Source organism: Bacillus cereus group sp. BceL291 (assembly GCF_051776705.1).
In the GTDB taxonomy this organism is placed as follows: domain Bacteria; phylum Bacillota; class Bacilli; order Bacillales; family Bacillaceae_G; genus Bacillus_A; species Bacillus_A cereus.
In genome coordinates this window covers 1-14,196 of the sequence record NZ_JBPWAP010000096.1, presented here as the reverse complement: position 1 = coordinate 14,196, position 14,196 = coordinate 1, and the positions used below count along the sequence as shown (strand labels likewise).

The following is a 14,196-nucleotide window of genomic DNA, read 5'->3' as shown; positions in this document are numbered from 1 at the left end:
ACATGACGATTTTCATTCCAACTCTCGATATATTAGTTATTGTTGCTTAAGATAAATTTCAGCAACACTCTCACTTCACGTCTAAACGCTTATAGAGAAACGTGTCGCGCCTGAAGCCTGCATCGGGTCATTTCCTGCTCCACCTGATTCCTGCATCATTTGGGCAGCCAAAATACCAACATATTGAGCAACACCATGTTTTTCTGCCATTTCTTTAATCTTTGGAAGATATCCTGTAACTTTTGCATTAAGATTGACAGGCTCCCCGCCAGGACTCACATTACCTACACACATACCACCAACAAAATTACTAGAAGGTGCTAGATGTCCATACATACCTTCTAACATCCCGGCTTCTAATATCTCACGCGCACGTTCTTTTTGACTTTTACTAAACTTTGCGAGTTCCATCGCTTTCTCTAGTCCATGAGAAGATGTTGTCACTTTTTTGCTTCCACTTGCATTAATCTCATCTATTTTTTTCTTAAAATCTGTATCTCCTACTATCTTTTTTACATCTGGTCCGGAGTAACTTTCAGATTTTGTTTTTTGCATCTCCTTTTTCTTTTTTTCGCAAGGACCATTCGGTCCTGCCTCGCATACCTCTTTTTCCGTATATTCTTCATATTGGATATCCAAGAAATATGATATAGCATCGTGCGGATCTTTACCAGTCAAATCATTATCGTATCGCGCCATATCAAATGCGACAACCTCTTTCCAATCCACATTCAATGCCATTGAAACTTCCATATATTTTTTTACTTGTTCCTCTGTCTTACCTTCATCATCGGTAAAAGGTACAAAAGAGACTAAAATCACACACACAGCAATAATTACTCCCATAATTAAAGCGGCAGGTACTCCAACCGCTGCTATAACAGCACCCACAATTTTTAATATACCTGCTTTTAGCATTTTGGCAGCAGCTTTCGCTGCCGCCCTTCCTGCTTTTCCTGCCAATTTTGCCATCTTCCCGCGCGCTTGCATCCCTTTTTTCTTAATAAAGTGGGAAGCTACATCTTTTAAAAGATTACTTTTTTTCTGTTCATTTGGATCGTTAGGATTTTGACTCATAGACTTATCACACCATATTTTCCATTTTGAGAATTTCTTCCTCTTCGCTGCGCTAAGCGAGGATTTGGCGCAAATGGAATCAGATTTTGCGGGTCATGTTTTGATAAATTCAGATGCGTCTCTGTACGAACAACTTCGTCCTGTGTATGTGTGACTAAAATTTCTTCTTTTGGCTTAATACTACTGTCTTTCACTTCACAAGCTCTTTCAATCCTTTGGTTTGCTTGTAAACGCGTATCTCCTTTTCCGAATGGCGAAATACGTGACACTGTACCGTCTGTTGTTGTCGCAACCATGTAACTACGATCTCTTTCTACCACCATTTGTACATTCTTATAACCACCTTGGTCTAAATCAGACATATAGAAGTGACCATTGTCTACCTTGTGATTGACCGTAAGTGGTGGTTCATTAAATACCGGTTTCTGTTGCAACGGTCTTTGATTTTGATTTCCTACTAATTGATTTGGATTTACATTGATCGAGCGATTGATATTGATTTTGCCACCACTTGAATCTTGTATATAGGCTGGAGATGCTTTCGCACCATTACGATACTGCGTTAATTGTCCATCTGAAATATTTAAGTCCTGATATACGACTTGTCCAGATCGTATACTGCTATCTCCACTACCATAACGAGATACAACTTGCGTCATACCACTAGCGTCTTTTGCTTCAATCCAAGATTTATTATTTGTCGTCACAAGACGTACGGCACCTTTTACAACCGATTGCGCGCCTGTATGATCTGTTGTTGTCGGTACCATCTGTTGAATTTCCTGAATCTCTTTTGCTTCTGTACGAACTGCACTGTTATACGGATTATGTTTACTTACCATACGTGCAGTTGCTTGATAAGCACCCGCACCACCAATCACACCTGCGGCGTAACTTAAGCCTTTTGTCACATTATAGTGACGCTCTGCTGCATTCCCACCTAATGATGTATTAACTGCAGCAGTAGTCCCACTTATTACTCTTTGTACTGCATTCCCTCCGGATTGTTGAACAGCACTCGCGGCACTAAAGTATGCATTTGATACCGTATCAATGCGATCCGCAAGCATAAGGTGTTTCGCACCTTCCATTACACTCATGCCAAGTTTTGTACTTTGCTGTGTCATACGTCCCACTGCGGAAGTTGGGATAGACATTTTACCAGCACTTTGTGCAATATTCGCTACACTTGTTGATGCATCTGCATAAGAGCGTTCAATTTCCGCAACGGAAAGATCTCCTGCACGTGCTATACTCGCTTGCGTTTGTGTCGCTGCATATACAGCTTTATTGATTGCGCCACCTGTCGCAACGCCATGTGAACGAACACCTTGAATCGCACTAGTAATTCCAGAACCTACTTGTTGGCTCACCGTTCCAAGACTTGCATGGCTTTGTAAACCTTTCGTTAATTGCGAAGCAAAGGCATCTTTATTAATATACGATTGATTATGTAGACTCTTACCACTCATATCTTTTGCCTGTACGGGCATCGCTCCCGCTTGTACTGCCGCTTGTTGTGCGACTGCTTTAAATTCATTTCCTTTTTCATTCAGGTGAGACTGCCAAGCTTGCTCTTTTTGTGGTTGAGACATAGTTGGAGACAACTTTTTCATAAAGCTTGCCTGTTGTTCTGCTGCATAGCCCTGTTTAAAGGATTCTGTAGAAGCTTGTACCAGGTTCCCAACATTACTTACTTGTTTTGCTTGCTGGCTTCCTGTTCCACTTGTCAAACCATGCGTTTTCACGCCGTTGACTGCCTTCTGAATGCCTGCCACACTAGATACACCCATCGCATTTAAGCCAGGATTTTTTTGTAACTGTTGTGATAAATGAGCAGCGAAAGCTTTTTTATTCGCATAGTTTGTACCGTCTTTTTGCTGTACAATACCAGCTGATTCCGCCGCTTGTTGTGCATGATTTTGAAATCCTTGTACTTTTTGACCTAAATGTTTATTCCATGCGGCTTCTTTTTCTTGCTGCGGCATATCTGCAGGGAATTGTTTCATGAATCCCGCCTTATGGTCTGCACTATATGCTTTCTTAAATGCAGCAGTAGAAGCACCGACAAGAGCACCGACTTGTCCCATATTTTGATGGCCACTTTCTAACGTTTCTCCTTTTACATCCTCGACTGCTTTTCCGACTTTTCCTAATGCAAGCCGAGAAGCAAACGCATCTTTATTCACATAGGACTTATCAAACAGATTGTTTCCTTGTTTGTCCTTCGCATCAACTGGCATGGCTCCTGCTTTTGTTGCCGCCTGTTCTGCGTGGTTTCTAAATCCTTGTACTTTTGTGTTCAAATGGTCGTTCCAATGTTTCTCTTTCTCTTCCGCTGACATATTTTCTGGTAACTGACTCATAAACGTATCTTTATGGTCTGCCTCATACCCCTTTTGGAATGCATTCGTTGCAGCGTTAACTAAATCTCTAGCATTTCCATATGGTGTAGCGGTTTTCTTTATATTTTGTAAATCTTGTTTCCGCTGATTTGAGAAACGAGACATTTGATCACCATTTGTTTTCGCTACTTTTTTAGCAATCTCTGCATCGGACGCACCAGGGAATGCTTGTTTTAAGCGACTCGCAACTGCAGAATCAGGATTATCCGCTTTCCAATTTTCAAAATCTTTTGTAGCTAAATCCTGTGCGATATCTTCATCGGTTAGTTCCGGATACGATTCGCCATTTAGATTTGAATACGTGTCCGCACCCTTCTTTATACTCGAACCAATATGTTTTCCTAAGGCTACAGCCCCTTCGCCGACTGCAGCAACACTTCTACCAGCCACTGCACCAGGAGCACTACCTAATGCACTTCCAACTTGCGAGCCTGCTACCATCGCTCCCGGTCCAAGACCAGCTCCCGCTGCCATACCTGCAAGTCCTGTCGCTGCTTTACCAATTGAACTTCCAATTTGACCTGCTTTTAACATACGAGCTGCACGAGATGTTGTACCAACATCTGTCCCTAAATTTGCTCCTAATGCATTTTTCGGGTTATCCGCATCTTCTTTATTATCTTTCTCTCCATCTTTCTTTTCTTTCCCTTTATCTTTTGCACTACGGTAGTCGTCACGAACACCTTTAACCAAACCAGCCACACTTGCTAAAGCACCCATACCCATCATCGTACCCGCTCTATGAATACCAGCGGATGCATTGGTGCTAAGGCCAATAAAACTTTTCACAATTTCACCAACTGGGATAAACATGGCAAGCAATACTAATTTTATGATAGGATTTTGTGCACCTCCAATAAGTGTAATGACTAACCATAGGGTAATTGCGTGAATCGCTTGAATTAATACTGCTCCCATAAACTCACGAATCCAATATAACGTCTGTTGTTTCTTTTGCGGGAACAACCACATTCCTACCATTACAGGGCCTAGTAACATTAATACGTATAGTGTCACAGCACGCATTAAATAATAAAAGTTTGCCCATATCATTAATCCAGCTTCAATAAATAGTCCGAATATGATAAACATATAATCATTTTTATGGCCTTCCATTGAAAGTTCTGTAATCGTCTTATTGTCAGACAGTCCAGACTTTAATAAAGGTATTTGTTGATCCGGGTTGAAATTCCCGTTATTTACTCCATTTATCGCCTCTTTAAATTCCAATGTAATCCAAGAATTTAGATCAAATACAAAATTATAAAAGAAATCTAAATGCCAGAGGCAAATCGAGATAATCATTAAGTCTTTTGCATATTCAATTAATGCCGTGCGATTATTTGGATTCATAGTCGTTGCTGAATATTTTGCTGCTGTAATCACTACACTGACGAGGACACAAAAAGCAACAAATTTAAACATGACAGGCATACCAGTATCTAATACATTCGTAACTGCATTCTTTGCATATAAAAAATCTAGATTAGATTTATCTCCACCAAAGACTAGAACTGGAATAGTATCCATAAATCCATAAATAGGCGCTAGTAGGGCCTTTACCATATGGATAACAAGGCCACCGACCCAATCTATTATTTTCTCAAGCATAATTTCACCTTCCTTTACAAAGGTACGCTACTATCCTGCGTACCCTTGTACTTTCTTCATATTGTTTAGAAGCTCTTGAAGTACCGCTTCATTCGATTCAATAAACATCATTTCTTTATCTGATGGATCTGTTTGAATCCAAACCGAACTATCTCCTACACGGAAAATCCCTTCTCCTTTTCCTGGATTGTTGAGAATAATATCAAGCTCCCCAGCAGTTAAGTTAAAGTTCTCTTGAATTTTTTTCTTATCAATCTTATTTTGTTCTAAGAAGAAATAAGAGAAAGTAGATTGCAAGATACCACGAGCTTTTACATTTTCTAAGATACGAACAAAGTCCTGACTTGCCCAACACATACCGGCATTTCTTTTACGTGAACGACGTGCTACTTTTTCTAAGAAGTTAACCGTTTGTTCATAATCGATAAACTGCCACATCTCATCCACATACAGTACTTTTCGTTTGATAGCATGTTCTGGACTCTTAATCCAATGCTCCCAAATATAGTTCAAGATAACGTGGAAAGCGATTGGTTTTAAAAATCCTTCCTCTAAATGGCTAATGTTGAAATTAACAACGCGTGATTCATTTAACTGTGTTTCTACACCACGACCAAAATGACTTTGTCCATCAAATAATGGTTTTGAACCATCACGTAAGAACGGACGAATCGCGGCGATTAACTCTTCTGCCTTCACATCATCTCCATGATTTTCTACTATGACATCGTAGATTTCTTTTAACTCTGGCTCTGGCTTTCTTACTTGAGACTGAATTAATTGTCCATCCACCTTCTTCACTTCATCTGTATATAAAGAAGAAGGATGTGAAGTAATACCATGTTTATCAAACACTTCACGGATTGCATCTTCTAGCATTGTACGTTGGAATACATTTAATCCTGGTTGATCAAAATCTTGTCCGCGTATAATAATGTCAAAGAATCCGAGTATTTCATTGATTTTCTCTAGAATCGGTACAAATCTTACATACTTCACGCCATCACGCTCTACGAGTTCTTTCTTATCGTATTGTTCCAGCGCTTCTAGTTCTTCATCTTTATCTGTAATTTGCAGTTCTGTTACAGCGATTGCACAAGGGTTAATAATGATATTACTTTCTGGTGAAATGTTTAAATTAATACCACCTAAACGTTTTGTAATTTTTACGAATTATGATGATAGGTAAAGCTTTGATGTAATCTCCACCTTTTCCCCCACCTCACACCGTACGTGCTAGTTTCCTAGCATACGGCGTTCCATCGTATCCAACTGACTCTATAAATTAATTTATATTACTATCGGTTCATTGCCAGCTTTGGTTCTTAGCACATTTAATTTATCCATTTGCTTCTCGTTAAGATTGAAAGACCGAAGGTATCGTTTAATCTTGGTGTGATTTGTCATGTGTATTAGCTTGTGTATAAACCAATCTACAATAACCAAGTTGTTGTACCTGTCGTTCCCACCTTGGTTAATGGGAATAATATGGTGACAATGTACACGATCAACACCGATTTCTTCACCGGTTATATAACACTTTCCATATTGAGCAACGTATTTAGATATCCGATTATCGTTGTACTCAATACTTCTACTCTTCGAGTAGGTGTTCATAACTTGATTAAGAACATCTTTTGGTATTGCTCTCAAATTACTATGCACTTTGTTACGTCCTTTCTCTGTATAATTACAGACAACCTGTGAGAAATTCCACGGATTTTTATGATGCACACCTGTAATTGGTAAGAGCGGAGTTCTTTGCACAACGTAAATTTTAGAATTTGGTTGTATTCCTCTGGCTTTCTTTTTGAAATTAGCAGATGTGTTACAAAATTTTATGTGCTTCATTTTATACCTAAGTCTGACTCTTATGGTTTTCCAAAGAGTATACTTCACCACTGTTAAATCCATATAAATTGTGACTGCGTATTTATAATAATTCTGTACACCAATAAGAGCTATGTTAAACTTGTTAACACTTTCTGAAGTAGGTACTTTTTGAATATCTTTGATTTTCTCTTTCAATAGTCGTTTCGTTTTAGTAACAGCCTTGTCAGACATACTGGTTTTAGCAATATATCCGAATTTGGCTTTACCTTGTTGTACAACTTTGATTTTAAAGCCAAGAAAATCCGATGCATTCTTCTTAAGATTAACTACTTTAGATTTATCTGGATTGATTTCCAATCCCAAACGGGATTGAAGAAAGTCAACAGTCGCATGATAAAAGCGTTGTGCTTCCTCATAAGTTCGGCACATTATTTTGAAGTCATCAGCATAGCGTACGATGTAACCACATTTTAAGTTTGTATATTTCCTGGCATACTGCCGAAATCCTAAATGCTTAGTAGAAATTCTATGAGGTTTATAGGTTTCCCATTGACTACTAACCCACCAGTCCAGTTCGTTTAGAACGATATTTGAAAGTAAGGGAGAAATAATCCCTCCTTGCGGAGTTCCTTTACTAGGAATACCCTCTCCTTCAATTTCAGATTTTAGGATTTTCGAAATAACACATAAAAGCGATTTATCTCTTATTCCCAGTGTCCACATTTGTTTTAGCAATTTTCCGTGGTCAACGTTATCAAAGAAACCTTTAATATCAATGTCAACACAGTAATGTTGGTTCCCTATGTTGATTAGGCTTACCACTCTACTAAGAGCATGATGGGCACTTCTGTTTGGTCTAAAACCATAACTATGGTTATGGAATTTCGCTTCACAAATAGGTTCTAATACTTGGAGAATAGATTGTTGTACCAACCTGTCCCAAATTGTAGGAATACCCAGAGGTCGCTTTTTGTCACTTCCCTCTTTAAGAATAAAAACTCTTTTAACAGCTTGTGGTTTGTAATCACCTAAACGTTTTCTGACTTCATGAATAATCTTTGTATCATTTAAATGCCAAATATCTTTAATAGTTAAATTATCAACTCCAGGAGTTTTACTCCCCTTATTGGTTTTAATGTTGCGATATGCTAATCGAATATTTTCTTCAGAACCGATAATGTTAATCAATTTGTAAAAATTGTTACCGTTAAGACTACCGGAATATAATTCATCATACTTACTTTGCATGTTGTAATATTCATTGTGTCTTAGTTTGGTTTTCTTTAACATGGACTGTAACCTCCTTTCAGTTTCGGGAGAATTACATCTCTTTAGTCTTACTCGAAACCATGTTAACCGTAAGTAACTGTCAGTCTTCAATCGACTAGTGGCTATCCCTCTGCGTTCATTACACGCTTCACAGGTACTGTGCCACCACTTTCACTGCCATAAATCTAGGTTATACATCTAACTAATATCATTAGTGTTTTCCCTAGAACCACTTCACAGGGATGCAAGCCCTCGGTGTCGGCAGCTTACCACGTTCCATCATTCCTATCTGTACATACACTGTTAGGTTTCCCCTATGAGCCTGCTACCTTGATATTGCCTATAACAATATATGGACTTTCATAAAGGAGAGTTTTACTCATCCACAGTAGCGACACTAATTGTGTCAGCATACCTTTGGATATGCTCCCGATATAGGCCCGTACCATCAGAGATTCGTCTGCACTACTAAAAACTCGCTAATAGTTTATCGTGCATCCTAACCATAAGTGTTTTATAGACTTCCGGCTTATAGGTTACACCGTCCACCTCTGGACGGCTTTCGTGTCTCTAAGACTTACGGTAACTCTCAGCCGACTTCACCGAGCTTCATACAGTAAGGTTCTTGCTAACTTCACTGCATGTCGAAGGATTAAAGGAAGCCCTTCAAGGCGTTACCCTATCGTTTGACTTCTCGGAATGATAGTTCACTGTAGAACTGTAAGTTCGACAATGCCCAAGCTTTTCACTTAGGAACGTGTCGCGCCACCTTCTGGATCGATAATCATTGCATGTGTATCTGCAAGTGACGTTTCACGAGCTAGCTTCATTTTTAAAAGTAAACTTTTCCCGGAACCTGAAATTCCTGTCACACCAATGTTATAGTTTGGTGGACGATAATCTGCATTCCCGAATGAATTTAAAAATTCTACTTGGCCAGTAATTTTGTTCTTTCCTATTGGTATCCCACCGTTAAATCTTCCGGATCCTGATACAAAGGGTGCAAATGTACATAGAGCACGTCTATCGATATTTCGATAAGTATCTTGCAGCGTATTTGGTGCACCTAATGGCATAACCGCTTTCAAACCACTTTTCACACGGTTCCAAGTACTCGCTATCTTAAAGTGAGATGCTTGCATTTCATCTTCAAGATATTCACATAAAACGTCTAATTCTTTCTTTGATTCTGCATACGCAACAGCCATCGTACTCACCATATAAGAGTCGTTTTCATTGAACTGGATTTCATCCATTAAATTGTTTGTATCTTGAATTTTTGCATCTAAGTCTTTTTCTTGGTCAATGTTTCCTCGTGTACGTTGGAAAGAAAGATTGGAACGTAACATTGTCAGCTGCATATCTAATGATCGCATTGCTTTAGCTTTTGGCTCTTTATGAATATCGATCATGACATCCACTTCTCCAGCCGAAGTTAACATGTTGAGCCAATTGGTTTGCATCATACGTGGGTACCCATCACGTGGAATATAAAACGGACGGAAGAACGTATTGCTTCCTAAAGATTGTTTAATAACTCCATAATCTTCTGCATCAATTTTCATACCTTCTGGAGCAATAACATCAAACACTGTTGTTTGATTGTCTAATTGCGTCGGTACTTCTTCTTCCAGCTCTTCCTCCTCTAGCTCCAATTCATCCTTCTCTTCGGCTTCTACTTTTTTCTTTTCTTTTTTCTTTTCCTTTTTCTTTTTTCCGAATAACTTCATATTTACGCCACCCCATTATTTGATTTTTCTGCTTTTTCTTCTGCTAGCACTTTCTTCATTAACTCTAGTTTTCTTTCATTTGTTTCCCCTGTTGAATAGAGCGAGAAATTCTCGTTTTCAATTAAATCCTGGAAACGAGCTTTTACGGCTTTCCGACGGTTAAATGCTACGTATAAAAGTTCTATTAATTTATCTTTCGTTAACATTTCTACATTAATTTTTGCTTTCGATAGTAGATTTCGGGATGCATTATAACGACGATATAGTTCGTTAAATGCCTTATCTACAATCTTTTCTTCTAATTCGTCCTCTGTATCAGCCGTAATCGTACTAATATCAACCTTATATGGATAAATTAAATAACGTTTTTGTTCATATCGAGGTTGTGAACGCTGCCAGTACTCTAAGTTATCGATAACTTCTTGTCCATATAGAACCGTCTCTGGTGTAAGGTCCTTCGCACCTTTCATCGTTTCTGTCATTTTTCGTACAGGATCTGTTAAATCTACGAACTTACTTTGAATATATACTTTCGTATTAAACTCTAATGTGGTTAACCATGATTCAATTTTGATATCAATCGCTTCTTGTTCCATATTGGAAAGTAAGTAATAGTTAACCGGATGTGCTTCCGCAATTAGGACAAATGTGTCATCATGATATCGAATCATGTGATTATCAATTTCCTTAATGTCTTCTACAAAATCCCGAAAGAAATCAACATTATCCTCATCAATTTCCGATTCAGCAGGTGTATTCTTTTTGTTTTTCTTTCCAGATTTTTCAGCAGTATGTTTCTCTACTCCACCTTGCTTTTTCCCCTTTTTCTTAGAACCAAACAGCGGTTTTCCATTCATTTTCCGATAAAAGAAAAACCCTACAATGGCTATCGCCGCAAAATATATCATTTCCAACATTTATAAATTCTCCTTTGCCCATGTAGTTGGCTCGTACCCTTTTCTCCACTTTCCTTTTTCGGAGCGGCTACGCATTTTGATAAGTAAAAATCTATCAAGATACATGTGTTGTTTTTCTTTATAAATAAAACCAAACGCTATTACACCTACTACCGTTGGTAGTGCTAAAATTAGGCAAATAAAAAACGCTACTACCGCATCAATAGGTGCAAACAACTGCCATAAAAATGGTACATATAAATAAAGGGCCGCCCCGCCACCTAATAAATAAATCAATTGGCGCTTACTTAATACACCTAACAGCGTTTTTTGTTCCGAAGTCATATCAACAGGAACAGTTACTTTTCTCATTTTGTTTCCTCCCTTGTATAAGAGAAGCTCTCCCCAAATGGAGGAGAGCTTGTACAAACTCTTTTATTAGATTGTTGTAACCCAAGCAGCAATGTCGTACGCTTTGATCATGACAAAGCCTCCAATTGCCGCGCAAGCTAAACCAATCATAGCTTGTGTACGGTTTTCAGGGTTCTTTCCTTGTGCACCAGATAGTTTAATAGCTGCGAATACAACGCAAGCTGCCACCCAAATTCCCCCAAAACCAATTAAAGTTTTCACTAATGTGTTCATGCTTTTTTGGACAGTTTCAGCATTGGCACCACTGCCACTACCACCAAGACCTTTCGTAAAGCTACTTTTTGCCAGTAAGAAATCTCCTACTGATGTTGTCATAAGTTTTGCAGACAACCAATTCAACATAATTCCTGCACCTCCGGATGTTTTTGCTCGCAAAACGCAAAAAGACCCCAATACACGCACACGTCCCCTAAGGACATGGCGCATATTGAGGTCTTCTCTTATATGCGAACTGATTAATTTTATATTTTATTGTAAAATCTTATTACGTTTATATTATAGCAATACGATTTTAAAAATACAACCCCTTATTTACACCTTTATTACTTTTTATGCTCTTTGTTAGGATCGTACCATACCATTTGAATTTGAAAAATATCACTGTCCGTAAGACCTAAAACTTTCATTTCTTCATTCAATGAGCACGATGGTTCTATTTTTATAGATTTTGTACTTTTGTCTCTAAGTGTATACACATGTACATAATAACCTTCTTTTTTATTTTGCATAATAACATACCTCTTAACGTCCTTAAATATATAAAAATTACATATTAAGTATATAATTATTCTTTCTCTTCAAAAAATGAATCTAATGCATCTAACGAAACAACTTTTATTTTTTTCGCTTTTCTTAACGCTGCCTCTCTAGGGGTAATTATAATTTCATTACTATTTAAAATAGATTGCAACACATCGTATATTTTATGTATTTCACTTTCATTTACCTTGTCTATCATTTCATGTAGCATATCCCTGGTTACCTTCATATTTATTTCCTCTTCCCTCGTATATATTCTCTTAATTTCATTATAGCGTATTGAATTTTTGATCCCACATCGTTTTTTCTGAATGGTACAATGTAGAAAAAGGAGGCTTATTCATGGGTGACTTAATTGGCGATATATTTGGGGGAATCCTTATGTCCATTCCTTCAAAAAAAGAAAAAATGATTCGTAAAAACTTTAAGTTATTGAAAAATGAAACGTGGTTTAAAGAGATTGAACAAAGATACGGTAGATTAATGTTATTTAACCATTCCATTAGAGAATTTGTTAAAAAAGAGGATCTTGAGGCAATCTTAAAGGATGTTAAGAAGACTAATGAATTTCGTTATGAATTAGAGGGAATCCTAAAGCAAGAAAAAATATAGTTGTAATCACAAAATGGGCATCAATCAAAAATAATAAAAAAATAGGTAATTGTTTGTAATCACAATTACCTATTTAATATTATTTATATTTACTCTTTATTTTTTAAAATTTCATTAACCTCTTCCACACTTAATTCAGTGGCTTCCGCTACTTTCTCAATAGGTATACCGACATTAATTAAATTGTGAATCATCTCTATCTTAGTTGCAATTCTAGTCTCTTCTGTGGCTTTTTTGGTAGCTATTTCTGCGGCCTTTTTCGCAGCTTTTTCTTCTGCCGTTTCTATTTCTGATATTCTATCTTTTATTGCTTTTTCTCTAGCCTCATATAAGCGTAAAAAATCCTTATCGCTACTTAAACGCTCCCAATCCTCTATTGCCTTTTTCAAAACTGGATCTTTTTCCATTGCTATCGCCTCCAGGATTGTTGTTAATCTCTCATCCTCATGCGCAGGAAATAATAATAACCAACGCGCTAAAGAGTCTTCCCATGGATTCATTCGTTCTCCTTGCCATTCTTGAATTACTTTTGGAATTTCAAGAAAATGCAACTGCATATTTTCTGTAATGATACGCTTAGATTTTTTGTTCATCACTGTATTAACATTATGAAACTCTTGCTCTTCTGGAAATAGTATGAAATCTACTATATTAATACAAATGGTTGGTCTTAATTCCGTGTACTTCATCCCTTGAGTCATTTGGGAATAATACATGCCTGACCAATAGAACAAAGAGCGCTCTATCATATCTTTTTTGTCTCGAACTTGAATCTCTATATTTAATTTTATACCATTATTCAGAGTAGCTCGCAAATCTAAAATAGATAATTTATCACCCTTCTGCTCTCTTGGAAGATGCGGATCATCTAAGTGCAAAGATGTAATTTCTTCATCAATAGATGATTGTAGTACCGCATTCAGAAACCCTATTAATATATCTTCATTTCCTTCTACTCCAAACAAGCGCTTGAAAGCAAAATCAACTCGTAAATTCACTAGTTTTTTTTTCATAGATGTATTCATATTCTCTTCTACCCTTCTTTTAGTTAATTGGATATAAGAAAAAGATAGAATTAAAAACTCTATCTTTTTCAATCTACCTATTTATGAAAATATCAACCTACTTTATAACTTTCACAATCTCTGAAATACAGGTTTAAATCCCGCTTGCATTGTATCATCCAGCCCCTTACCTTGCGTTGGGTTCCATGCAGCTATGATTACGTTATAGCCCAATCGCTTTAACTCTGTCGCAAAGTCTATAAGAGCTTTCCTTACTTTTTGATTCTCTACTAAATCGGCATCAAACGCTAAATAGACATTTTCTACACCCATATCCTTTAATACAGGCATAGTAATTCGCCAAGCATTTACACCAGGAATCGCAAGAACCGTTGTTCCTATTTCAGAAATCTCCTCATTATTAAATCTCTCTGGAAGCAAATCAGCAATCAAATCCGATAGTGATAGGTAAGACTTTGAAATAATCTCCATCTTTTCCCCCACTCTAAACCGTACGTGCGATTTTCACCGCATACGGCTTGCCATCGATAATTTGTTCTTATGTACA

Annotated in this window: 9 protein-coding genes and 4 pseudogenes; 1 reads left to right on the top strand and 12 read right to left on the bottom strand. The window is 37.5% G+C overall.

Features of this window, described 5'->3' with window-relative positions:
• Positions 1 to 111: 111 nt before the first annotated feature.
• The 10 genes and pseudogenes from ACS2CR_RS30345 to ACS2CR_RS30300 form a co-directional block, all read right to left on the bottom strand.
• A pseudogene (locus ACS2CR_RS30345) lies at positions 112 to 1,077 on the bottom strand (lysozyme family protein); the annotation flags it as partial.
• Positions 1,074 to 5,093, bottom strand: coding sequence for a type IV secretion system protein (locus tag ACS2CR_RS30340; RefSeq protein WP_309567821.1), 4,020 nt, complete (start codon positions 5,091 to 5,093; stop codon positions 1,074 to 1,076). The gene ACS2CR_RS30340 and the pseudogene ACS2CR_RS30345, both read right to left, overlap by 4 nt.
• A 30-nt stretch (positions 5,094 to 5,123) precedes the next feature.
• Positions 5,124 to 6,266 (bottom strand): annotated as a pseudogene (locus ACS2CR_RS30335) (VirB4 family type IV secretion system protein); the annotation flags it as partial.
• Positions 6,267 to 6,383: 117 nt separating this feature from the next.
• Positions 6,384 to 8,216, bottom strand: a complete 1,833-nt coding sequence (gene ltrA / locus ACS2CR_RS30330; RefSeq protein WP_309567820.1) for a group II intron reverse transcriptase/maturase — start codon at positions 8,214 to 8,216, stop codon at positions 6,384 to 6,386.
• Positions 8,217 to 8,962: 746 nt separating this feature from the next.
• Positions 8,963 to 9,829 (bottom strand): annotated as a pseudogene (locus ACS2CR_RS30325) (hypothetical protein); the annotation flags it as partial.
• 98 nt (positions 9,830 to 9,927) lie between these two features.
• On the bottom strand, positions 9,928 to 10,842 hold the full coding sequence (locus ACS2CR_RS30320) for a hypothetical protein (protein WP_000892000.1): 915 nt from the start codon (positions 10,840 to 10,842) through the stop codon (positions 9,928 to 9,930).
• Positions 10,843 to 11,193, bottom strand: a complete 351-nt coding sequence (locus ACS2CR_RS30315; RefSeq protein ID WP_001233517.1) for a PrgI family protein — start codon at positions 11,191 to 11,193, stop codon at positions 10,843 to 10,845.
• Positions 11,194 to 11,259: 66 nt separating this feature from the next.
• The gene (locus ACS2CR_RS30310) at positions 11,260 to 11,679 is read right to left on the bottom strand and encodes a hypothetical protein (protein ID WP_001216652.1); all 420 of its coding nucleotides are present in this window, start codon (positions 11,677 to 11,679) and stop codon (positions 11,260 to 11,262) included.
• Between the two features lie 116 nt (positions 11,680 to 11,795).
• Positions 11,796 to 11,981: a hypothetical protein gene (locus tag ACS2CR_RS30305; RefSeq protein WP_001180021.1), complete on the bottom strand. Its 186-nt coding sequence runs from the start codon at positions 11,979 to 11,981 to the stop codon at positions 11,796 to 11,798.
• A 56-nt stretch (positions 11,982 to 12,037) separates the two neighbouring features.
• The gene (locus ACS2CR_RS30300; protein ID WP_000869334.1) at positions 12,038 to 12,241 is read right to left on the bottom strand and encodes a hypothetical protein; all 204 of its coding nucleotides are present in this window, start codon (positions 12,239 to 12,241) and stop codon (positions 12,038 to 12,040) included.
• Between the two features lie 113 nt (positions 12,242 to 12,354).
• Here ACS2CR_RS30300 and ACS2CR_RS30295 point away from each other — a divergent pair, with 113 nt between their 5' ends.
• A complete protein-coding gene (locus tag ACS2CR_RS30295) occupies positions 12,355 to 12,624 on the top strand; it encodes a hypothetical protein (RefSeq protein WP_000502626.1) in 270 nt (89 codons plus the stop codon).
• A gap of 89 nt (positions 12,625 to 12,713) precedes the next feature.
• On the opposite strand, the gene ACS2CR_RS30290 is transcribed toward ACS2CR_RS30295, so the two are convergent.
• Complete coding sequence (locus ACS2CR_RS30290; RefSeq protein ID WP_001098031.1) at positions 12,714 to 13,649, bottom strand: Rpn family recombination-promoting nuclease/putative transposase; 936 nt, start codon at positions 13,647 to 13,649, stop codon at positions 12,714 to 12,716.
• 111 nt (positions 13,650 to 13,760) lie between these two features.
• Positions 13,761 to 14,087, bottom strand: a pseudogene (locus ACS2CR_RS30285) (DUF3854 domain-containing protein); the annotation flags it as partial.
• Between the last annotated feature and the right edge of the window lie 109 nt (positions 14,088 to 14,196).